At 30.8% G+C, this 24,271-nt stretch carries 14 protein-coding genes; 4 read left to right on the top strand and 10 right to left on the bottom strand.

Annotated elements, in window-relative coordinates; translation table 11 throughout:
- Positions 1–6 precede the first annotated feature (6 nt).
- On the bottom strand, positions 7–3,150 hold the full coding sequence (locus BLU40_RS15735) for a SusC/RagA family TonB-linked outer membrane protein (protein WP_090125865.1): 3,144 nt from the start codon (positions 3,148–3,150) through the stop codon (positions 7–9).
- Between the two features lie 277 nt (positions 3,151–3,427).
- The gene (locus BLU40_RS15730) at positions 3,428–6,235 is read right to left on the bottom strand and encodes a helix-turn-helix and ligand-binding sensor domain-containing protein (protein ID WP_245729963.1); all 2,808 of its coding nucleotides are present in this window, start codon (positions 6,233–6,235) and stop codon (positions 3,428–3,430) included.
- Between the two features lie 269 nt (positions 6,236–6,504).
- Here BLU40_RS15730 and BLU40_RS15725 point away from each other — a divergent pair, with 269 nt between their 5' ends.
- The gene (locus tag BLU40_RS15725; RefSeq protein WP_090125863.1) at positions 6,505–7,077 is read left to right on the top strand and encodes a hypothetical protein; all 573 of its coding nucleotides are present in this window, start codon (positions 6,505–6,507) and stop codon (positions 7,075–7,077) included.
- A 153-nt stretch (positions 7,078–7,230) separates the two neighbouring features.
- Here BLU40_RS15725 and BLU40_RS15720 read toward each other — a convergent pair whose 3' ends face one another.
- Entirely contained in the window at positions 7,231–8,400 is a 1,170-nt protein-coding gene (locus tag BLU40_RS15720; protein WP_090125859.1) for a LamG domain-containing protein, read from the bottom strand.
- Between the two features lie 584 nt (positions 8,401–8,984).
- Here BLU40_RS15720 and BLU40_RS15715 point away from each other — a divergent pair.
- The 3 genes from BLU40_RS15715 to BLU40_RS15705 all read left to right on the top strand — a co-directional run bounded on the left by BLU40_RS15715 (position 8,985) and on the right by BLU40_RS15705 (position 14,490).
- Positions 8,985–10,427: a sulfatase family protein gene (locus BLU40_RS15715; RefSeq protein WP_090125856.1), complete on the top strand. Its 1,443-nt coding sequence runs from the start codon at positions 8,985–8,987 to the stop codon at positions 10,425–10,427.
- A gap of 56 nt (positions 10,428–10,483) precedes the next feature.
- Positions 10,484–12,925 (top strand): glycoside hydrolase family 2 TIM barrel-domain containing protein, encoded by a 2,442-nt coding sequence (locus BLU40_RS15710; RefSeq protein WP_090125853.1) that lies wholly within the window; start codon positions 10,484–10,486, stop codon positions 12,923–12,925.
- Between the two features lie 62 nt (positions 12,926–12,987).
- Entirely contained in the window at positions 12,988–14,490 is a 1,503-nt protein-coding gene (locus tag BLU40_RS15705; RefSeq protein ID WP_090125851.1) for an alpha-L-fucosidase, read from the top strand.
- A gap of 79 nt (positions 14,491–14,569) precedes the next feature.
- On the opposite strand, the gene BLU40_RS15700 is transcribed toward BLU40_RS15705, so the two are convergent.
- The 7 genes from BLU40_RS15700 to BLU40_RS15670 form a co-directional block, all read right to left on the bottom strand.
- Positions 14,570–15,334 carry an SDR family NAD(P)-dependent oxidoreductase gene (locus BLU40_RS15700; protein WP_090125850.1) on the bottom strand — a complete coding sequence of 255 codons (765 nt, stop codon included), beginning with the start codon at positions 15,332–15,334 and terminating at the stop codon, positions 14,570–14,572.
- A 45-nt stretch (positions 15,335–15,379) separates the two neighbouring features.
- Entirely contained in the window at positions 15,380–16,675 is a 1,296-nt protein-coding gene (locus BLU40_RS15695) for an MFS transporter (protein WP_090125847.1), read from the bottom strand.
- 189 nt (positions 16,676–16,864) lie between these two features.
- The gene (locus tag BLU40_RS15690; RefSeq protein ID WP_090125844.1) at positions 16,865–17,569 is read right to left on the bottom strand and encodes a FadR/GntR family transcriptional regulator; all 705 of its coding nucleotides are present in this window, start codon (positions 17,567–17,569) and stop codon (positions 16,865–16,867) included.
- Positions 17,570–17,716: 147 nt separating this feature from the next.
- Positions 17,717–18,613, bottom strand: a complete 897-nt coding sequence (locus BLU40_RS15685) for a polysaccharide lyase family 7 protein (RefSeq protein WP_090125841.1) — start codon at positions 18,611–18,613, stop codon at positions 17,717–17,719.
- 15 nt (positions 18,614–18,628) lie between these two features.
- Entirely contained in the window at positions 18,629–19,483 is an 855-nt protein-coding gene (locus BLU40_RS15680; protein WP_090125834.1) for a PKD domain-containing protein, read from the bottom strand.
- 34 nt (positions 19,484–19,517) lie between these two features.
- Positions 19,518–20,945 carry a RagB/SusD family nutrient uptake outer membrane protein gene (locus BLU40_RS15675; RefSeq protein ID WP_090125832.1) on the bottom strand — a complete coding sequence of 476 codons (1,428 nt, stop codon included), beginning with the start codon at positions 20,943–20,945 and terminating at the stop codon, positions 19,518–19,520.
- Between the two features lie 27 nt (positions 20,946–20,972).
- The gene (locus BLU40_RS15670) at positions 20,973–24,053 is read right to left on the bottom strand and encodes a SusC/RagA family TonB-linked outer membrane protein (protein WP_090125925.1); all 3,081 of its coding nucleotides are present in this window, start codon (positions 24,051–24,053) and stop codon (positions 20,973–20,975) included.
- Between the last annotated feature and the right edge of the window lie 218 nt (positions 24,054–24,271).

The raw sequence follows: 24,271 nt of genomic DNA, 5'->3' as shown, positions 1-24,271 counted from the left end.
TGGTTATTAAAATTTAAGGTCTAATCCAACTAAAAATGTTCTAGCTTGTGGGTAAGAACCTCTATCTACACCTGTATCTAAAATTCCTCCCGAAATTTCTGGGTCGTAACCTGTGTAATCTGTAAGTGTTAATAAATTTTTAGCTTGTCCGTAAACACGTACTTTACTAAAGAATGAAGAAGAAGATTCTGGTAATGTATACCCTAAAATTAAACTCTTAACTTTTATAAAACTTCCGTCTTCAACATATCTATCTGATGGTCTAATATTACTATTAGAGTCTGAAAAAGAATAACGAGGGTTATTAGCATCGTTTGTAGTTCCTTCACCTGTCCATCTATCTAAAATATTTCTAAATTTATTTGTGTATTGTGCGTTACGTTCATAAGCTCTGTAAATATCATTACCTACTGAAGCATATGTAAACATACCGAAATCGAAGTTTTTATAATTTAAATTAAGGTTCCATCCTATTGTAAACTCTGGAAATGGATCTCCAATTTCAGTTTTATCTTCATCATCAATAACTCCATCGTTATTAAAATCAACATAACGAATATCTCCAGGTTGTGCACCATCTTGAGAAGCGTGCGCATCAATTTCAGATTGATTTTGGAATAATCCATCAGTAATATATCCATAAAAATAACCTGGTGTATATCCTTTTTGGAAACGTGTTGCATCGTGGCTTTGACCGTTGAAGTAAGAACCTCCTGATACAAATGCGGTACCATCACTATTTGTTTCTGTAACTTCGTTTTTAGAAGATGTAAACGTAACTGATGTATTGAATTTTAATTCGTTACTTCTAGCATTTTTATATCCTAAAGTAAAATCAAAACCTTTACTTTCTGTACTACCAATATTAGATGTTACTGGCTCTGAGGTACCTGCGTATAATGGTGGCGCATCTGTAAATAACAATCCTTCTACAGATTTGTTAAAGTAATCTGCTGTTATTGAAATATTTTCGAATATAGTTGCATCGAAACCAATATTGTATTGTGTTTGTTCCTCCCAACTAAGTGTTGTATTGCTAAATGAATTTACAGTTGCTCCAGAAACAAACTCAGTTCCAAATGTATATCCATTACTATTTGCTGTTGAATTATAACTTGGACCTCCAATTGTAATACTTACATATTGTGGGTCTACGTTTTCGTTACCAACAGTACCATAACTACCTCTTACTTTTAAGAAATCTATTACATCTGAATTAAAATAATCTTCGCTAGAAACAACCCAACCTAAAGATCCTGCATAAAAATTAGCAAACTTGTTATCGTTACCAAAAGCTATAGAACCATCTCGTCTTGCTGAAAATGAAGCTAAATATTTTCCTTCATAATCATAATTAATTCTACTAAAGTAAGATACGTTTCTACGCTCTAAATTTTGGTAGCTATAACCTGTATAAGCATCCGTATTTAATTCTGTATTAACTCCTGTTGCGGCACTTATATCTGCCCAATTCCAAGAATTATCTCTTACATCTTGTCTTGTAGTTCCAAAACCATCTCCTGTAGATTTACTTCTAGAAATACCTAAAACAACATCAAAATTATGTTTTTCATTTATATCAAAATTGTAACTAGCAAAAGTTTCAAAAGTATAATTAAAACTGGATTCTGTACTTTCTGTTACACTATTATGGAATGATGGAATAACACTTGTTGTTCCGTCTCCATTATCTACTTCTTGTGTTTTAACTGTACCATCTGAATAATAATCACTCGATACGTTATTTGGTCCATAATATGCAAGTGGTGTAAAACTTTTTCCTACTTGATCCCATTTAGTATAACCAAAACGAGAAGTTATTTTAAGGTTTTCTAAAATATCATATTGCAATTCGAATTTACCATAAAATTTATCTCCATTACTCTCATTATAAGTATCTTCTAAACGTTGAACTGGGTTAAAAATTTCTGATAACAATAAGTTACTATAACCATAAGTTGCAAAATCATTTGCATCGTTATTATAAACAGATACCGTAGGATCGAAATTTAATGCGTTACCTAAAATAGAGTTGAATGAGTTTTCTGCAACTGATTTACTTTTAATATTTGCATAACTAGAGTTAAGTATAAATTTTAATTTTGGTGTTAATTGAAAATCTACATTTGCTGTAAAATTCATTCTGTTGAAGTTAGATTTATCTTCACCTCCAACAATACCACCTTGACTTAAATAACCTGTAGAAAAGAAATACCCTATTTTTTCTGTTCCACCTCTTGCAGATAATGTATAAGAAGTTACTGGAGCATCTTTAAAAACTTGATCTTGCCAATCTGTTCCTAATCCTAAACCAGAAATATTTGGAAAAATTAATTCTCCACCAGCAGCTGCACTACCTTCATTAAGCATTGTTGCATATTCTGTTGCGTTTAAAACTCCTACTTTTTTATAAACAGACTGTACACCTGTATAGGTATTAAATGAAAATTCTGCTTTTTCATTTGTTTTTCCTCCTTTAGTAGTTACTACAATAACACCATTACCACCTTTTACACCATAAATAGCTGTAGAGGCTGCATCTTTTAAAATATTAAGAGATTCGATGTCTGCAGAACTAATTGAGTTCAAATCATCTAATGTTTGAGGTACACCATCAATAATTACTACTGGATCTACACCTGAGAATGAAGGAATACCACGTACTAATACAGTTGGTTTACTTCCAGGAGCACCACCTTGAATTACTGAAACTCCAGATGCACTACCTTGTAATGCTTCTTCAACTCTTAGAGGTTTCAATTTTTCGATAGAAGCTGCTTTTACTGTTGAAATAGCACCAGAAACTTTAGTTACTTTTTGAGTACCATAACCAATTACAACAACCTCATCTAAGCTTTGAGTGTCTTCAGCTAATTGTACATTTAATTTGTTTGAGTTTTCGACAACAATTTCTTTATTTGAAAAACCAATGTAGGAGAAAACAAGTGTTTCACCTTTATTTACATTAGCAATAATAAAGTTTCCGTCAAAATCTGTAGATGCTCCTTTAGATGTGTCTTTCACAACTATAGTTACGCCTGGAAGAGGCATTCCGGTAGCATCAGTTACGGTTCCTTTTAATTCATAAGTTTGGGCGGATACATACAAGCCCATAAAACTTAGAATAAATGTTATAATAAATGATTTCATATAATGAATAATTAAGTTTAGTTAAATTTACTTCTAAACTTTATCCATTTTATAAAACACACCTATACAAAAATCATACAGCTACAATTATTTTTAAATGTAAATTTTACACATTTACTTGTTAATTTAGCATACTTTCCAATAATAACAAGGGCTTCAATACTCGTTTTAACTTTTATTTTTTTGTTATTAAAGTGTTAAATTATTTTCACTATAACCTTATAGTTTGCTATATGTTGTGGTAATGTATAGGTGTTTTTTTACTTTGTAGCAGTGCTTAAATTTCTAAAATATACTCTACAAGGCTTTTTTCGTGAGGTAACTCAATTTTTTTTCGCAATCTGTAACGTTTTATCTCAACACTTCGAGGTGAAATATTTAATAAAGGAGCTATTTCTTTAGAAGAAAGATTTAAACGCAAATAAGCACACAATCTTAAATCGTTTGGAGTTAAATTTGGATGAATCTCTTTTATTTTCTTTAAAAAATCAGTGTCGGCATTATTAAATGCTTCTTCAAACATTTCCCAATCACTATTTGGTGAAAGATTTTTATTTATAATTTTTATAACAGGTGTTATTTCTTTATTGCTTTTTAACACTAGTAATTCTTTTTTTATAGTGTTAAGTAATTCATTCTTTTTAATAATACTCATTGTTGAAACAGATAATTCTCTGGTTTTACTATCTACTTCATTTTTTAACTTTTCATTCTTCAACTTCATTATAACCTTATCACTCTCTAATTGAGAAACTGCAAACTCTCTTTGCTTCTTTTTTACTAGTGCTAATTTTTGCTTATTAAAATAACGCTTATACAAATTATGAACTAATAAAAATAGTAGAATAAAAGTAATAGAATACAATACTATAGCTATGTTAGATAAATACCATGGTCTTTCTATTCTAAATGAATATGTTGCAATATTTTCTGAAATCTTATTTCCTATTTTCGCTTTTACTTCAAAATTATAAGTTCCAAAAGGTAAGTTTTTAAATGAAGTACTAGATTCATTAGACCAGCTTCCCCATTCATCGTAAAAACCTTTTAATCTGTATTGGTAATTAACCTCTGTATTTTTATCGTATACAGGCACGCTAAAAGCAATGTATACATTATTTTCAGTTGCCTTTAAGCTATTTGTTTTGTTTAGAGCTAATTGTTGTTTATTATAATTTAACTCTTGCTTGTATACTGAATTTATTGCTACGTTATAAGAGTTGGTTTTTATTCTATCTGTATTTAAAACAGTAAAACCACTTGAATTACCAACTAAATATTCTTCATTTTGTATATGCCTTAAATTTTCGAAACCAGCAATAACCATACTTGAATTGTATGATTTTTCTACAGGAATATTAATTCTTTTAGGTTTATTATTAAAAGCATCTTGTTTTACAAAAACAATATTATTATTTGAAAACCCCCATAATTTATTGGTATTATCCGAGATTAAATTTCCTTTAATCGGATTATTCTCTGAATATAATAATGAAGATAAAATGGTGTCCTTCACAAAATCGTTCTTCTTTTTGCTAAATTTAAAAACACCGTTATTTGAAGCGTGTAAAATAGTATTATTAAAAACTACTAAACTAGATTCTTCACCAAAAGGTTTTGATTTTATTTTAGAAATTACTTTAGTTAATTCATTATTAAACTTAATTCTAAAAACACCTTTATACTCGTGATTAATTAATAATTCAGTAGGAGCTATAAATTCAAAAAATCGACTAGAAATATCAAAACCTTCAATTTTATTTCTAAATTTCCATTTAGTATTTACTTTTTCTAAAACACAAATTCCATTATAATTCCCTTGCAATAACAAGTTTTCTTGTCCTTCTATTTTTTTAACATCCCAAGCTCCAGGAAAATCTGATATTTTAGTTGCTTTATTATCTTTTATTGTAAAAGTTCCAGTATTATGACCGCAGAATAATGTATTATCTACCACTTTTAAAAACCATACTTGTCCTTGCGTATTTTTAATAAAAACTGGCTCTTTATTAGAGTTTAGCGTAGTATAAAACAAACCTTGATTGGTACCCAAGTAGAGTTTATTTTTATAAATTACAGATGCATAAACCGAACCTAAATTCCCCTTAACATCATTATACACATTAAAAGGTGAATTTAAATTTATAGTACAAACACCATTATCTAAACCTAACCATACGTTTTTGTCTATATCCTCATAAACACACAATACAGTATTGTTTAAAAGACCATTTTCTTTATTAATATTTTTAAGTAATCCACCTTTTGAATCTATATGATACAGCCCATTGGAAACAGTACCCAATACAAAACTTCCGTCAGACAATTGTAAACTACTATATATATTACGGTTCTTTAACTCTTCTTCAGAATTTACATTCCATTTTACAACCTTATTGTCTTCAAAAAAATAAAACTTGCCATTGTTTGTTATAAAAAGAGGTTTTTTATCTACAAAAAAAGCTCCAATAATTTCTTGATTTTTAACTACCTCATTATCCGACACTAAAACTGCTTTTCCATTTTCAATCCTAAAAATTCCTTCGTTAGATTTTTGAAAGTAAACATAATCTCCTACTTTAAATAACACAGCTCTTTTAGATGGTGCTTCAATTACCTTAAAAGTTTCGTCTTTTACACTATAAATGTAGATTCTACTTAGCGATTGAAATAAAACATACTCTTCAAAATTTAAAATATTCCAGAATGTTTCATCTTCTAATAAAGGTTTATCTAGCTTATTTATTAATGAAATGTAACATAAATTTCCAAAGTCATTTTTTAACCAATAACCAAAATCCATATAACAACCTGTAAAAATTTTATTCTTAATAATTTTTACGGCTCTTATACTTGAATTATTTTTGGTTGGGTACAAACTCCAATTTGCTCCATTATATTCCAACAAGCCACTGTTATTACCAATATATAAATAACCTTCTGAAGATTGATCTATTTTCCAATTTTGATTTCTTCCTGAATAATCTTGAGGTGTATAATTAACTATAGGAGGTAATTCTTGTGCTTTTATAACTGTTACACTAAAAAAGATAAAAAATATGTAGGTAGATTTAATAAAATTCACGTAAATGTAATATTTAAATACTTATACAATAATACAATATTATTACTCAAAATACCACATATTATACGCTTCTGTTTACTTATTAAACTACAATAAACTATACTTCAAACAATTTATTTTATGTTTAACTTTATAAATTCACCATTCATCGACAGTTATTTTCTAGTAAACTAATTTTAAGTTTTAGGCTGTTACCTAGCTATATATTTGCATCGTAATCAACAACAAAGTTGGACAATTATTTAACAAAATATATAAAACCTTAAATTATGAAAATTACTAAATTATTATTCGCAACAGTATTATTTATAGCAACTTCAAGTGCATTTGCACAAGACACTGAAAAAGATGCACACTTATTATCTATAGGAATTCCACAAGTAGCTTTATTAGATATTGAATCTACAGCAGCTAAAGCAATTTCATTAAAAGCAACTGCACCAACAGAAGCAGGAGAAAAAGTAGAATTCAACCAATCTAATAGTGATTTATGGTTAAACTACTCTTCAATAGTTGGTAATGAATCTTCAAGAGCAATTACAGTTCAAATTACAGATGGTGATGTACCTAACGGAATTGACTTAACTGTATCTGCTAATAAATACGAAGGAGATGGCGAAGGAACAATGGGAGAAATTGCTGAAAATTCAATTGTATTAAACAACAAAAAAGCAACAAACATTATTAAAGGAATAGGAAGTGCTTATACTGGAAACGGTGCTAAAAAAGGACATAACCTTACTTACAGAATTACTCAAAGCGATAATAAAGATGCGTATGCTAACCTAAATTTCGACGAGTCCACAACATTAACTATCACATACACATTATCTGATAACTAATTGTACCGAGTAAAACAATAGCCCAAAAAAGCCCTTACAATTGTAAGGGCTTTTTTAACTATTATTCTTATTGACTATAGAATTTTAAACTTATTAATAATATAATTACTAAAAAATTTGTTTTTATAAACAATAATTTTTGTGAAGCTTATTCTATTTTTTTGGTTTAAATACTCTAAACCAGTCAACTTTCATTGTGTTTTTATCTTTATTTTTTAAATCAGCATCCGTTGGTGTTCTACCTGCTTTTACATGCCAATCTTGAGATTCTAAGTTTATAATTATATTTAATGGTTTTGTAAATCCTTTTCCTCCTTGATATTCATACGGATCAATAATACTTACTGATGATGCTGCACTTGCTTTTTTTAATTCTTCAAAAGAATAAACATCTAGTGTACTAAACTTTTTAATTTTTTGCTTTCCATACTCAACATCTAATTTACCATTTGTCATTGTTGGATAACCATACTCCCACTTACCATTTATTGTTCTTGTAACTAATGCTTTATCATATAAAACACGCACCAACTCACCTTCAATATAATGTTCAAAATGTATAGGGCTTTTCCAATAAACTCCAGTTCTTACATATTTTCTATCACTATTATTCCAACAGTATTCACCCCAACCAGAAACATCTTTTTGCTGATACCAAGCCCCTTTATCTCTTGGCTGATAATCTGTAAATGGTTTTCTAATAAAAGAATGATGACTTATATGTATAGATTTAGCAAAATACTCATTACCAGGCTCTTTACCTCCGTAACACTCCATAATATCAATTTCTTGAGTAGCATCTGGACTTAACAACCAAACATCTGAAGCCAATACAATATCTGCTACACTTGATTTTGATTCAATAAAAATAGGATATAAAACTTGCTTGTTAGACGTAATACAACCAGCACTAACTCCTTCATTAGGCTTGTTCATTTTATTAGACTGAAATGCAACTGGTGCATCTTCATTATCGCCATCCCAACGCGATGAAGTTATTAATAAATCATTCCCATCTACAGATACGTGATTGTATTTCCAGTAAGTTGTTCCAGGGCCATCCCATTTACTTTGGTAAAAATTATACCACTTGCCGTTTCCAAAATTTGTTTTTTCGTTACTCGGAGCAAATTTGTAGTTAAAATCATCAGACAAATCAGATTGAAACTCCCAAACAGTTCCATCATTTAAATTATCCGGTAAAGCAATTGTTTCAATATGATCTTTACTTTGTAAAACAGGTTCTTTTTCTACAGTCGGTACCGAACCGCAAGAAAAAAGACTTATACCTATTAGGGCTATGGAAATATTTTTTAGTGTCATAATATTTATTTTAAATTCAAAAATACTCAACACCTTTAATCTAAAGCAAAATTATAATCCAAAATAGTATAACTATTAATTTATATTTTAAACAAATAACTACTTAAACTATCTTCTCTAACTAGACACGTTATCTTTCTAATTCTAGACTAAGTCATATGTACACTATGAAGAGATATTCCAAGTATATACTACATTTCTTTACTATAGAAATTGAGTTTTATAAGTACACAAACTTTTAAATCATTAGGAGTTAATATAAAATGTAACTTTTATAATTGCATATAACACTAATTGTTTGCTTGGATAAATCTAAGGTAAAAATTATCCCCTATTTTTTTATTTCGTTGCTTAAAAGTACTACTTAGTGTTTTGTTTTTTCAGGTAAATTATTTCTTAACAACTTAGCATTTTAATATTAATGCCTTTGGGCTGTATAACATATGTTTAAATATGTACAAATAAAGTTATAATGTAAGCGTATTTAACAATAGTATAGTTTTAATATAGATGGTTTAAAATTTATTTTTATAGTTTAACACTAAATTTGAAAGTAAGTATTTAACATAACTAAACTTTTTAACATGATTAAAAACACATTATTCGTTTCATTTTTAATATTAATTGTTAGTTGCTCCCCAAAACAAACAGAAAATAAAATTACTACAGCCAATACAAAAAAAGAAAAACCCAACGTAATAATTATTTTAGCAGATGATTTAGGCTGGGCAGATGTTGGTTTTAATGGAAGTACAGATATTCCTACACCAAATTTAGATGCCTTAGCAAACCAAGGTGTTTCATTTACAAACGGCTATGCATCACATTCTTATTGTGGGCCAAGTCGTTCTGGATTATTAGCTGGTAGGTATCAGCAACGCTTTGGGTGTGAAAACAACATTGGGAAAGGTTTTGACGGACCAATTCCAGGAGTTCCATTAGATGAAAAAATGATTTCAGAAGTACTTCAAGAAAATGGTTATCAAACTTGTGCTATTGGAAAATGGCATTTAGGAAACACTCCAGAATATTGGCCAAACGGAAGAGGTTTTGACGACTGGTTTGGTTTTGCTGGTGGTTCAAGAAATTTTTGGGGAAAATCTTGGGGAAAGGGTTTTAATACTTGGCATCAAATTATGCGTAATGGTAAACCTGAACCTTTAGAAAATTTAAGTTATTTAACCGATGATTTTTCTAACGCGGCAGTTGAATATATAAACAATTATAGCAAATCAGAAAAACCATTCTTTATGTATTTGGCATACAATGCGCCTCACGCTCCAATTCAAGCTACAAAAGAATATCTTAAAACTGTAGATCATATAGAACAAGGAGAAAGAGCTGCTTATGGAGCAATGGTTTCTGGAATGGATGTTGGTATTGGAAAAGTAATTGAACAATTGAAAAAAACGGGCGAATATGAGAATACTTTAATCTTTTTCTACAGCGATAATGGTGGTCACGGAAAAGGTTCTGACCAAAGTCCTTATCGTGGACAAAAAGGTTTGTTGTTTGAAGGTGGTATTCGAGTTCCTTTTTTAATGTCTTGGCCTGCAGGGTTTGAAGGTGGTAATAAAATGGATGAACCAGTAATAGCTTATGATATATTTTCAACGGTTATGAAAGCTGCCAACATTAATCCTAAAAAAGACCTTGATGGAGTCGATTTAATTCCGTTTGTAAAAGGTGAAGCAACTAATAAAACAACTCACGAAAAGCTGTTTTGGCGCTATAGTGATGGAGCTGGATTTGCCGTTAGAAAAGGTGATTACAAATTAGTAAAAGAAGCTGTTAGAGATGAGTTATTTCTTTTCAATTTAAAAGAAGATCCATATGAGCAAAAGAATTTAGTTACTACTTTACCTAAAAAAGTAAAAGAACTAAAATCTGATTACGATAATTGGAATAAAGACAATGTTAAAAACCATTGGCCAGATGCACATTTACCTAACATTGGTAAAATGAAAAAAGCTCGTGAGGTTATTATGAAAAAAACTAGTGCTGGAGAAGTAAATTCAAAAAAATAATAATTAGTGTTTTTTGAAGCAAAAACACTTTTAAAAAATATTAACAGCTAAAACTAATGAAAAATACACTCTTAATACTTTTGTCCATAATTTTATTGTCGTGCAGTAAAACACCAACAAAAAACACCAAAGAAAACTTTGATTTTGATTGGAAATTTTACGCTGGAGATATTGAAAATGTTGAAAAATCTAACTTTGATGACTCCAAATGGAGAACAGTAAATCTTCCACACGATTGGAGTATTGAAGGAAATTTCAGTAAAAATAATCCATCATTTTCTCGTGGTGGATGGCTTCCAACAGGAAAAGTAGCTTATAGAAAAACGTTTACAGTACCTTCAACAGATAAAAACAAACGAATTGTTATTTATTTTGATGGTGCTTACCGAAATTCTGAAGTATATATCAATGGAAAATTATTAGGAAAACGACCATTTGGTTACATTGCTTTTTATTATGATATGACTGAGCATATAAACTTTGGAAAAGAAAACGTAATTACAGTAAAATTGGATAATTCTAAGCAACCAGGCTCACGTTGGTACACGGGAACAGGAATTTATCGTCACGTTCATTTAATTACAACCAATAAATTATACATTCCAGTTTGGGGTAACTACATTGTAGCTAATAAAATTAAAAATAGCAAAGCTGAAATTAATGTTGAAACAACTGTAAAAAATGATTTTGACACTAATGAAAATATCGATATTTCTGTTTCTATTTTTAATGAAGCAGGAAAATTAATTACTTCAAAAAAAGAGTCTAAAGCAATTTCTAAGAACGAATCCATTAAACATAAATCCATTTTAACGGTTGAAAATCCAACTTTATGGGATATAAATAATCCATATCAATATTCAATAAGAACAGAAATAATTCAGAATAATAAAATAGTTTATACCGAAACAACTAAAACTGGTATTAGAACTTTAACATTCAACCATACTGAAGGTTTCAAATTAAATGGTAAAACTGTTAAATTAAAAGGAGTTTGTTTACATCACGATGGTGGCCCTTTAGGCGCAGCAGTTCATAAAAGAACCATTGAACGCCAGTTAGAAAAATTACGCGAAATGGGTTGTAACTCTGTACGTACAGCTCACAATCCTTTTTCTGAAGAATTTTTAAATATTTGTGATGAAATGGGGTTTTTGGTAATGAATGAAGCCTTTGATGAATGGGAACGACCAAAACAACCTGCAACTACACAAAACGGAAAAAAACAAAAGATTACTGTTCACAAATACGCACATTTATTCAAAAAATGGGCAGCTAAAGATCTAGAAGACTTTATCCTTCGCGACAGAAATCATCCATCTGTAATTATGTGGAGTATTGGTAATGAAATTGATCAAATGCGAGACGAAACAGGAATTGCCATTGGAAAGCGTTTGGTGGATATAGTTCATAAATTTGATTATCGCCCAGCAACAAATGGTGTTCACGGTTACTGGGATATGAAACGTCCAAATCAAGAAGCTGCTGCAACAAGTGATATTTATGGGTATAATTACATTAAACAAGACCGTATGGATTGGGAAAGAGAACAATTTCCTAATGTAATGGCAGTAATAACAGAACACGAGTCTGCACAATCATTTTATCCTCGTTCTACTTATTTATATGGAAAACAAAAAGAACAATGGTGGAATAAATTGAACTATAAATACGATGATGCTTATAAGTGGGTTGAAAAAAGAGATATACGTGGTGAAGCTGGAATGGAAGCTTGGAGATTGGTAAAAGAATCGCCTTTTTTAATGGGAATGTTTATTTGGACAGGTTGGGATTATATTGGAGAAACTATTCCGTTTGGTTGGCCTGCACGTTCATCTTCTTTTGCTCCTATTGATTTAGCAGGATTTCCAAAAGATGGTTACTATTTTTATCAAAGTCAGTGGTCTAATAAACCGATGGTTCATATATTCCCTCATTGGAATTTAGAAGGAATGGAAGGAAAAAAAGTTTCAGTCTATAGTTATACAAATGGAGATGAGGTTGAATTATTTCAAGATGGAAAATCTTTAGGTAAACAAAAGAATAATACTGAAAAGGTAGAATACCAAACTTGGAATGTTGTGTACAAACCTGGAGAACTAAAAGCAATTTCTTACAAAAACGGAAAAATTATTGCCGAAAAAATGGTTAAAACTGCAGGTAAACCTTCAAAAATTAAAATTGAAACTCGAAGAACAAAAATGAATGCTAACGGTCAAGATTTAATTTATGTTGAATGTACTATTTTAGATAAAAATGGAAATGAAGTACCAACTGCTAACAATTTATTGAAATTTAATGTTGAAGGGGCTGCAATAATTTCTGGTGTTGCAAATGGTGATAATATGGGCTTGGAACCGTTTAAAGCAAAGCAACGCACTGCTTTTAATGGTAAATGTTTAGCTATTATTCAATCTACACAAAAAGCTGGAAATATTAAGTTATCTATAACCTCGAAAGGTTTAGAATCAACCACAATTAATTTTAAAAGTAATTAAACATTCAAATAATACTTCTAAAAAAGCTGTAAAATTGAATTAAACATCATAAAAAAATAATAATGAAAAATTTTATTTCTATAGTTCTTCTTATTTTTTCCATAGGAAATTCTTATTATACAATAGCTCAAACTTCAAAAAAGGATAAAAAATACGAAGCAAATTGGTCTTCATTAAGAAAACACAACACACCTGAATGGTTTGATGGACTAAAATTTGGAATTTATTGTCATTGGGGGCCTCAAACAGTTGAGCGCTTACCTGGCAATGAAAATATTACAAGAATAGAAGCCATTGAAAAATGGAAAGGAGAAAAATTTGACGCAAAAGAATGGGTAGATTTATTTGAAGCTGCTGGTGCTCAATTTGGAGGTCCTGTTGCTTGGCACGGAAGTGGTTTGTTAAATTGGAATAGTAAACTTACAGATTGGAATTCGGTAAATAAAGGCCCCAAAGTAGATATATATGGTTCTCTTGCTAAAGAACTTCGTAAAAGAGGTATGCCTGTTATTTCTTCATTTCATACAGGAGATTTTTGGAGTAGAATGTGGGGACAATTATCTTGGAAAAATAAAACAAACCTTGATCCAAATAAAGATAATTCTGTTTATGCAACTTCTAATAATGGTAGAATTTCAGAAGCTATTTTCGATGCTTGGTTTGACCGTATTACAGAAGCTATTAACAATTACAAACCAGATATGATTTGGTTTGACACTGGTTTTGGAGGTACTGTACCTGCTGAATTAAAAGGACACGCTAGCAATGGGCGATTGTTACCTGAAGGTAATAATGAGTTAAGAAGTGCTCCTGAAAAGTATCAACAAAAAATGATTAGCCACTTTTTTAATAAAGGTATTGAGTGGAATAAAGGTGTTGAAGTTATTTATAAAACACACGATATTCCAACAGGTATTGGCGTAAGAGATATTGAAGATGGAAATTTAATTGGTTTACAATACGATCCTTGGATGTCTGACGTAAATATGCAACGCCATTTTGAATGGAAAACAACTTGGTTTTATAATCCCGTAAATAAAGTTAAACCTGCAGCAACACTTATTGATATGCTAATTGATATGACTAGTAAAAATGGACGAATGCTATTAAATGTTCCGCCAATGGCTGATGGTACTTTTCCGGAAGAAACAAAAAAAGAATTGTATGCAATGGGTGCTTGGTTAAAAATAAATGGTGAAGCTATCTATAATACAATTCCGTGGGTGTTTTTTGGTGAAGGACCAACGGAAGTAACAAATCCTGGGCATCACGGACAAGGTAAAAAACATGGAGAATTAATACCTAAATATACCGCAAAAGATATCCGATTTACTCAAAATGGTAAATACTTATACGCTATTTGTATGGACTGGCCAGGAGAACAGGTTGAAGTTAGAACCCTGGGAAGTAAAGGGAAGTTATACCCTAATGATATTAAATCAATTAAGTTGCTAGGTTCAAAAGAAAAACTAAGTTGGAAACAAACAGAAAAAGGTTTAGTGGTTAAATTTCCAAAGAAAAAACCGTGTGAGTTTGCTTATGTTTTAAAAATTGAGAGAAATTAAAAAGTATACTTTGAGTACTAAAAAGCAAAAGGGACGTAGTTAAAAACTACGCCCCTTTTTAATATAAATATTGATTGATTTAAATACCTAATGCTTGTCCACCACCTATTTGGATAGTTTCAGCAGTTATAAAAGCAGCATCTGTGCTAGCTAAGAAAGATACAACAGAAGCAACTTCTTCTGGCTGTCCTAATCTACCTAACATAATGTTATTTGCCCAAGAAGCAAAAACTTCTGGTTTTGTAGCTTTAATTTGAGCGTGAAAAGGAGTATCAATTGTACCAGGAGATACAGCGTTAACTCTAATTCCATACTCAGCTAAATCTTTTGCCAATGCTCTTGTAATAGCGTGTACACCAGCTTTAGAAGTTCCATAAATTCCAGCTCCAGGTCCACCTGCATTCCACCCAGCATTTGACGTATAGTTAATAATTGTTGGGTTATCTCCTTTTTTAAGGAAAGGAATTGCTGCTCTTGAAGCAAAAAATACAGAATCAAGGTTTAAAGCCATAACAAATCTATAAAATTCAGTTGTCATTTCTTCAAATCTAGATCTTCCACCTAAACCACCTGCATTATTTACAAGTACATCTATTTTCCCATATTTTTCACCAATAGCTTTAATGTTTGAAGTTACTGCATCATCACTTGTTACATCAAATCCAAAGTATTCTGCAGTAATTCCTTCTGCAGTAAGTTCTTCAACTCGTTTAGCTCCTTCTTCGTCTTCAATACCGTTTAAAACTACAGCATACCCGTCTTTACCTAATCTTTTAGCTACCTGGAATCCAATTCCTCCAGTTGCTCCAGTAACTACAGCTACTTTTTTGTTTAAATTACTCATTTTTTTTTATTTTATAATTTTAATACTTTAATCTCTAAATCTTATTTATTGTTTTGGCTTAAGCGCCTCTATTTTTGGTATTAGAACCCAAACACTTGCAAATACAATAAACGCTAACGCTGCACCAATAATAAATGCTGGAGTATAATTACCACCTGCTGTTAACATAGGTACCAATGCTACTAAACCTGCTCCTGTTAATTTGGCTGCCGTACCAGCAAAACCAGAAAGTGTTCCTACTGTTTTCTTACCAAATAAATCACTTGGAAGTGTTTGTACATTACCAATTGCTGTTTGAAATCCGAAAAGTACTGCTGCCATAATTAAAACGGCTGCAATTGGAGATCCTGGATTTGATAAAGCTAATAATGCAGGAAGCATAATAATACAACCTAAAGTTATTACCATTTTACGTGTTTTATTTACATTCCAACCAGCTTTTAACCTGTTTTGAGCTAATAAACCACCAAACCAAGCACCTAACATTGCTCCTACATAAGGAACCCATCCGTAGATACCAATAGATTTAACGTCCATATTATATACTTCAGAAAGGTATAATGGAATCCAGAATACAAATAACCACCATATTGGGTCAATTGCTGCTGATGCTATAATAACACCCCAACTTTGTTTACGAGAAAGTAATTCTTTCACTGGCGGGTTATATTCATCAACATCATCAGTTTCTTCAACTTCTTCTTTTTGACCACATAATATGTAGTTCTTTTCTTCATCAGTTAACCAAGGATGACTTTTTGGTGGAGCTTTTACGATAAATAACCAAGGAACTAACCATAGTAAACCGATAAGTCCAATAATAACAAAAATCATTTGCCAACTAAAATGAACTGTTAAATACGCAATAGTTGGTATGGCAACAATTCCACCAATAGCTGCTCCAGAATTAAATAACCCTTGTGCAAAGGCTCTTTCACTTGCCGGAAACCATTCTGCATTACCTTTAGCTGCTCCAGGCCAGTTTCCTGCTTCTGAAACTCCTAAAATTGCTCTAAAAAACGCAAAACTTAATACACCTTTTGCCAACGCATGTAGCGCCGTAGAAAGAGACCAAAAACCAATTGATAAAACAAATCCAATACGAGTACCAACTTTATCAAATATTTTTCCAAAAATTGATTGTCCGAAAGCATACGAAAACATAAACACTACAGAAATTAGTGCATAGATTTCTTTTCTTTCTGTCATTGTTTTATCTGGGTATAGATCTTCAGATATACTAGGCCATAAAACTACAAGAGCTTGTCTGTCTATATAGTTAATTACGGTTGCTAAAGCTATTAAAGCAATTACCCACCATCTTAATCCTTTTATTTTCATTTATATTATTTTTAAATTATAGGTTCTCTATTAGCGTTAACTAGTTTATAGTTAACCTGTAATACGAATAAATAGTAGTTATTGGTAATATTTAAATTACACAGTAAATGCAGTTTACCGATTACTTCCCTCCTTTATTTTCTTTTTTTAATTTAATAAGGTGCAACTTATTAAACTAAAATTTAGGTATTACTTTTTACTATAACAGTATTGGTATAATACACTAAAATGAACTTTCATCATTTCTTTTGCTTTTTTAGGGTCTTGCTCTTTAATTGCTTCAAAAATATTTTCATGTTCAATAATACCTGCTCTAGCTTGACTTTTATCACATACATGATATGCTTCAAAGTTTGTAATAATTTCAGGTGTTATCATTAACATTAATGTATTTAAAGTACTGTTTCCTGCAGCTTTTGCAATTGCTAAATGAAAGAGTAAATCTTCTTCAACTGCATCTTCACTATTCAATACTTTTTCTTTATAAGCATTTAAAGCTTCTTCAAGTTGAATTAAATCATCTTCACTTCTTCTTAAAGCCGCTAATCTAGCTGTTTTTAATTCTAATAAAATTCTGGTTTCAACTAACGATTTAAAATCAGGATCTTCTAATCTTAAAATGTCATCAACCATACCATTTAAAGCAACCCCACCTATATTAGCTATAAATGTTCCGCTTTGAGGTATTGATTTTAATAAACCATAAAATTCTAATTTTTGAATTGCTTCACGAATGTTGTTTCTAGATACTTCAAACTTTTCAGAAAGCATTCTTTCAGAAGGTAGTTTATCTCCGGGTTCCAAATTTTTGAAATTAATTAGATCTCTTATTTGAGAAATGATTGAATTTTGAACTACTCTATTATCATTTTTTGTTAAAATATCTAATTTCATACTTTATAATATTGGTAAACCAGTTTAATTGGCAAAAATTAACAAATTTTATTTGTAATCAAAGTTTTTTTAAAATTTCCACCAATAATTTTACACTTATTGGCGGAAATTTTCGCTCAATTATTAACTAAACTTCTTTTCATTTTATTAATGTGTTATATTTAAATTATAATAATTTACTTTGGCAAATGCATTTTCGTCTGTTGAAACTAAATAATTACCTGCTTTAAAATAATTTTCAAAAACATTCCACTTCTCTATATGAATATCATCATATACTTTAGATTCGTTTTCATTTAATATAACCTCCATTTTTCCTTCTGAAACTTTAACCTCTAAGGTAAATTTATCATGACCTACATATGTAGGAAACGTATACCCTTCATCATCACCCCAAGCATCCGTATATAAAATTTCAGTTGGTGTTGCATCTAAATCTTTTAAAACCTTTGTTTTAACTCTTACATAACCATACGTCCAATATATTTTTAATATTGGAGGTGCATTATTATCATCTTCTCCTATTAAATCTCGCTGCTCGTTTGTTAACCTTCCATGAATTTGCATTATAATGGTTCTATGAAATTTTCCATCTTCATCTTTAGAAACTTCAGGAACAGATAGTGTTCCTTTCATATAACCTCCTTCAGCAAAAGTCCAATTGGTTGTTCCACCATCTTCAGGATTCATTAATTCTCTTAATTCAGTTCTTGAATATGATGTATTAGCAGTTGTTTCTCCTGGATAGGTATAAAAAACTAAAGCTCCATTAATAGAATCGTTATACATAAACGGCTTTAATGTTTCATTAGTTGCATATTTTAAAATCTCTGGAGGTAAAACTTCTGTTGGTTTCCCAATAGGAAGTGTTACTTTCCAATGACTTAAATCTATGTTAGGTAATTTATAAGTAATTTCCGAAGGCACATCTATTTCCTCTTCAACTTCAACAGCTATAATTTCATCCTTATCATTATCTTGACAACTTACATTTAATGTGAATAATACTAATAAGATTGCTATATGACTTCGGAAATTACTCATTTTATTAACCAAACTTTATTTTATTGTAATCTCCATATCATCTACTCTACTCTCAACTCCTTCATTTGTAATTAATATTCCAACAACACTATTAGATCCTGTATTAAATGGAATTTCAACTTTTACATATGTACTAGAACTATCTTGATTTGTTCCAACATGTGAAGCTAACGTAGCTCCATCTGCTTCATCTAAATCACTTATAGAACCACCTAATACTCTAACTGTTAAGTTACCTGTACCAGAAGTTTTCATAGTGTAATAGTATGTAAGTATATAATCTGTATCTGGAGTAGCTAAAACTTCTTGATGTCCAACTCTATCACCTGCAGAAGGAAATTTAGCTGCTTGAGTTCCACCATTTACAGGGCTACTTGTAATTTGAATTACTCCACCAAAATCATTTCTCCAAGAATCTCTACCATCACCTGTTCCATCAGGAAGCGTGTTATCTTCAAATCCTGCTTCTAAAATTTCTGGTTTAATTACTTGCTTTTCTTCAACTATAACCTCTCCTGTAACAGAACTACTAGCACCAATTTTATCAGTAGCTGTAAGCATTACTGTATAAGTTCCTATTGCATCATATGTATGAGAAGGTTCTTTATCTGTTGATGAATTACCATCTCCAAACTCCCAAACATAATCTGTTGAACTTCCTGATAGGTTTGTAAAATTAATTTTCAAATTATTCTCAGGGCTCACTTTTGATTCAAAACTTGCTGTAGGTGGTGTTAAATCTGCTATACTACCTTCTTCTGGTAAGTCAAATTCAAAATCACAAGATGTCATAACTACTGCCATCACTAAAAGTGAAGCCATAATTACCTGACTCTTTAATTGCTTTATGTTATTTTTAATTTTAATCATTTCTAAATGTTTTAATTTATTACTATTAATAAACTTAGTAACCCGGATTTTGAGTTAACACACCATTACTTAACCCAATCTCAGATTGAGGAATTGGTAATAATAAATCTGTAGCTGAAAATGAATATCCATTTGCACTTGAAAACGCTGACAATACTTCTTGAGCAACCCCAAAACGTATTAAATCAAATAAACGGTGGTTTTCAAAGGCTAATTCTACTCTTCTTTCGTCTAACAATTCTTGTTTTGTAATACTAGTTACTGTATCTGTTAATCCAGCTCTATCTCTTACTTTTTGAAAAGCTTCAATAGCACTTGCATCTAAAGTTGCATCTGCTCCTGCCATTACAGCTTCAACATACATTAACAACACATCTGCATAACGTAAAACTATCCAGTCATTTCCTGCTGAAGTTGGATCTCCTGAAGTTACAGGAATTCCTAAGTCTTCGTCTCCATTTGGTAAGTATTTTACCACTTGATGTTGTGTTACTTGTGCAGGGTCTATTCTATAAGAATACATTGCTCTATTTCCACCCATTGCATCTAATGCTGCAACAGCATCATCAGTTACGTAATTTACACCACTTGTTCTACCAACAGCGTTTAACCATTCTGCAGAAAAATTTTGGCTATTGTAAACATCACTAGCTTCATATCCAATAGCAAAAATAATTTCACTATTGCGCTCTGTATAAAATAAATCTACAAAATTATCTTGCAAAGTAAAACCACTAGACATTACAGATTCTAAAAGTGTTTTAGCATCTCCGTAATTACCTAAAGTTAAATATACTTTAGCCAATAAAGTTTGAGCAGCAGATTTTGATGCTCTATCTTTAGAACCATCAGTTAAACCACTTGCAGCAGTTTGAAGGTCAGCTACTATTAATTCATAAATAGTTGATGTTGCAACCCTTGTAAATGATGTTTCAGTATCTGCTGGGTTAATTAATTTATCAACTAAAGGAACGTCTCCAAATAAACGTACTAAATTAAAGTAAGCATATGCTCTTAAAAATTTAGCTTCAGCTTCAAATTTTACTTTTCCACTATCAGTAGCAGCATCTAAATTTTCTAAAACTGTATTTGCTCTAAAAATAATGTTATAATAACTTCTGTAATAGTTTAATACTATACCATTTGTAGACTCTAAAGTGTAGTTCTCAAATTGAGCTGCTTCACCTTCACTACTTTTTGTACGAGTATTATCACTTCTCATTTCAGTTAAATAATACTCATTTTGAACTCCATAGTTTAAACCTGAACTTGTTAGTTCTAATTGATTAACTCCTTGAACTCCATCATATATATTAACAACTGCTGTTTCAATCTCTGCGTCATTTGCATAATAGGTATCCCCATTTTCTGCAGACACTAACTCTGGCGATAAGAAATCGTCTTCACAAGAAGATATAAATACCGCTAAAATTAGTAATGTTAAAAATTTTATTTGTTTCATAATACTTTAAATTTTTAATTTTATTTATTAAAAGTCAATATTTACACCTAACGACACTGTACTATAAACTGGAGAACCAGCTCTTTGGTAACCATAAGTTGTTGCACTTGTGTCATAAATAGATTCTGGATTGAATCCTGTGTAATCATCAGCTGTTAAATACATTAAGTTTTGACCAGAAGCATACACTCTTAATTTAGTTATTCCTAAATTACTTAATGCAGACTCCTTAAAGTTATACCCAATATTTACGTTTCTTAATGCAATGTATGATGCATCTTGAACTATATCATTTGTAAATATTTTTTGTTTAATAAATTCCTGATCTGGTGTTGAAGAAATAAAATCTTGTGCACTGTTAAAGTGATTGAAAATATATTGGTCTCCCATATTTCTAACCTCAGCACCGTGACTTCCTTGGAACATAAAACTTACATCAAAATTTGAAATTTTAAAGTCATTTGTTACACTCCATACTAATTCTGGGTATGGATTACCAATTATCGTTTTATCATCATCATCAATTAAACCATCACCATTTAAATCTTTTACATATACATCCTGAGCTTCTGCTCCTACTGGATGGTAAGGATTAGAAAGGTATTCTAATGGAATATCTCTATCTACTACCCAACCATAAAATGAAGATATTGGTTGACCTTCTAAGTTAATCCATTCTGCAGCTCTTTTTGCATCTACATTTTGAATTTGACCATTAGAATCAGCAAAATCTGTTAATTCATTTTCGTTTTTAGAAGCAATTAAAGTTGTTGTCCATTTAAAGTTGTCTCTAGAAAAGTTTCTAGTACGTAATTCAACTTCAATACCTCTATTCTGAACTTCACCAATATTAACTAATGCATTGCTAAATCCTGTAGTTGTAGAAACAGGGTTATCTAATAATAATTTATCACTAGTTCTTGTATAAAAATCAATAGAACCAGAAACAACATTATCATAAAAACCAAAGTCAATACCAGGGTTAAATTCAATTGAACGTTCCCAACCTAATTCGCTATTTGCAATATTTAACGGGTTAACCGCATCAGTTACAGTACCATCTACAACTGCTGAAGTATTTACAGTAGTTAATAAAGCTAAGTAAGGGAAGTTATCTTGTAAATCTCCACCTGTCGTTTCGAAACTATTATTACCTGTTACACCATAACTTACTCTTAATTTTAAGTTACTTACAACATCACTATCAGCTAAAAAGTCTTCTTTATAAACATTCCAACCTAATGAACCTGCTAAGAAATTACCATACTTAGTATCTGGACCAAATACAGAACTACCATCACGTCTTGCACTAAATGAAGCTAAATATTTATCAGCATACGCATAATTTACCCTTCCGAAGAAAGACATTAACGTGTTTTCATACTCATATCCTGTAGACTCACTAATTTCAGCTGCTGAAGCTATAATTTGAGATGAATCATCTTCAAACTGACTACCTCTAATAGTTTCATACTCATACTTTGTTTTTTCAGCAGAAGCACCAACTACAGCACTAATATCGTGATCTCCAATATTTTTGTTATACATTAATACATTATCTAATGCTAAGTGAAAAGATCTAATGTTTGTACTATCTAATTGAGAGTTACTTGCTCCATTTCTATGAGCTAAAACACCTTGATATCTAGATTGTCTAGTGTATTGACGGTCTCCAGACGCTGTAGTCTTAAAACTTAAATCGTCGTTAATTTTGTATTTAGCAAATAAGCTACCTACTACTTTATACTTATAATCCATTCTTTTACGCTCTAAAATTTTAGCAGCTGGATTTGTATTTGAAGTATTACTAATATCTGTTCCTGAAGTTACTGGTACTCCATTTACTAAATCATAATCATCAAACATACGTTGAGTTGCATAGTCTCCTATTTTTACATCAGCATATTTTGCATTATCTCTAACTCTATTTACATATTGAATATTATCTTCATTTACATAAACTGGTAACCAAGATGGTTGACGTAAAATATCATGTGCAGAACCATCGAATCTTCTTCTTTTTGTATGTGAAGGAGTTACACTAAGTCCCATAGAAAATCTATCTGTAAACTTATATTCAACTTTAGCTTTTACACTATATTTGTGGTACTCATCTGTTAATAATACACCTTGATCATTTAAATAATTTAAAGCTGTACTAAATTTTAATTTTTCGTTTCCACCACGTGCACTAAATGAATGGTTATTAATAACACCACCGTCAAAAATTACATCTTGCCAGTTAGTTTTAGCATTTATTAATTGTTTGTAGATTGTTTTATCAGATAAAACACCGTTTGCAGCTAACTCTGCAGCAGCTGTTTCTTCTAATGTTAAGTTATAAGCATCACTTTGGTGTGCAGATTTATAACCTATATAAGTACTATAGTTAAACTTTGTTTCTCCATCTTTACCACTTTTAGTAGTAATCATAATAACTCCGTTACCCCCTCTTGATCCATAGATTGCACCAGAAGCAGCATCTTTTAATACTTCAAAAGATTCTACATCATTCATATCTAAAGACCCTAAAAAGTCAGCATCAACTACAACTCCATCCACTACAACTAATGGACTAGAATCTCCTGTAATTGAACCTGTACCTCTAATTCTAATTGTTGGTGCAGAACCAGCTTCACCTTCAGTTGCCTGAATGTTTACCCCTGATACTTGCCCAACTAAGGCATCATCTACCCTAGAAACAGCAACTTGATCTAAATCTTCATTTACTACTTTAGAGATAGCTCCTGTTAAATGAGATTTTTTTGATGTTCCATAACCAATTACAACAACCTCATCTAGCACGTTTTGAGCTTCCGCTAGTGAAATTGAAATGTTTTTTTGGTTTGTAATTGTAATTAATTTAGTTTCAAATCCTATAAATGAAACTTGTAGTACATCACCTTGCTTTACTTGCAACGCAAATACTCCGTCAAAATCTGTAGTAGTTCCCTTTGTAGTGTCTTTAATAATGATACTCGAGCCAGGAATTGGCGAATTATCAGTACTAGAAACCACGGTACCTTTTAGCAAATAGCTACTTTGAGCCATCATAGTAAAATTAAGCAATACTACTGCAATAATGGTTAACTTAAATTTTAAATTCATAATATTAATTTTTGTTCTAAGTGTTAATTTTATTAATACTTCGTGAGGTATTAATTTTAGCATAGATTTTCATCTTAAAAGCGTCTTCACTTCTCAAAAACAATAACTTTAATTAATATATTTTAATTACTATATTTGTAGTTATGAGTTTTTGAGAAATGACTCATTACGTTTTACTTCCCTCTGAAATGAAGTAAACTCTAAAAGGATAGGTGCAA

This window comes from Lutibacter oricola, assembly GCF_900106565.1.
Lineage (GTDB): Bacteria > Bacteroidota > Bacteroidia > Flavobacteriales > Flavobacteriaceae > Lutibacter > Lutibacter oricola.
The sequence above is the reverse complement of the archived record's forward strand: the minus strand, read 5'-3'. Positions and strand labels throughout refer to the sequence as shown.

What these genes read in the sequence shown, in the direction of transcription:
- BLU40_RS15685 (WP_090125841.1), bottom strand. Translation starts at nt 18,613, where the DNA reads ATGAGTAATTTCCGAAGTCATATAGCAATCTTATTAGTATTATTCACA.
- BLU40_RS15710 (WP_090125853.1), top strand. Translation starts at nt 10,484, where the DNA reads ATGAAAAATACACTCTTAATACTTTTGTCCATAATTTTATTGTCGTGC.
- BLU40_RS15670 (WP_090125925.1), bottom strand. Translation starts at nt 24,053, where the DNA reads ATGAATTTAAAATTTAAGTTAACCATTATTGCAGTAGTATTGCTTAAT.
- BLU40_RS15715 (WP_090125856.1), top strand. Translation starts at nt 8,985, where the DNA reads ATGATTAAAAACACATTATTCGTTTCATTTTTAATATTAATTGTTAGT.
- BLU40_RS15680 (WP_090125834.1), bottom strand. Translation starts at nt 19,483, where the DNA reads ATGATTAAAATTAAAAATAACATAAAGCAATTAAAGAGTCAGGTAATT.
- BLU40_RS15725 (WP_090125863.1), top strand. Translation starts at nt 6,505, where the DNA reads ATGAAAATTACTAAATTATTATTCGCAACAGTATTATTTATAGCAACT.
- BLU40_RS15695 (WP_090125847.1), bottom strand. Translation starts at nt 16,675, where the DNA reads ATGAAAATAAAAGGATTAAGATGGTGGGTAATTGCTTTAATAGCTTTA.
- BLU40_RS15705 (WP_090125851.1), top strand. Translation starts at nt 12,988, where the DNA reads ATGAAAAATTTTATTTCTATAGTTCTTCTTATTTTTTCCATAGGAAAT.
- BLU40_RS15675 (WP_090125832.1), bottom strand. Translation starts at nt 20,945, where the DNA reads ATGAAACAAATAAAATTTTTAACATTACTAATTTTAGCGGTATTTATA.
- BLU40_RS15690 (WP_090125844.1), bottom strand. Translation starts at nt 17,569, where the DNA reads ATGAAATTAGATATTTTAACAAAAAATGATAATAGAGTAGTTCAAAAT.
- BLU40_RS15735 (WP_090125865.1), bottom strand. Translation starts at nt 3,150, where the DNA reads ATGAAATCATTTATTATAACATTTATTCTAAGTTTTATGGGCTTGTAT.
- BLU40_RS15700 (WP_090125850.1), bottom strand. Translation starts at nt 15,334, where the DNA reads ATGAGTAATTTAAACAAAAAAGTAGCTGTAGTTACTGGAGCAACTGGA.
- BLU40_RS15720 (WP_090125859.1), bottom strand. Translation starts at nt 8,400, where the DNA reads ATGACACTAAAAAATATTTCCATAGCCCTAATAGGTATAAGTCTTTTT.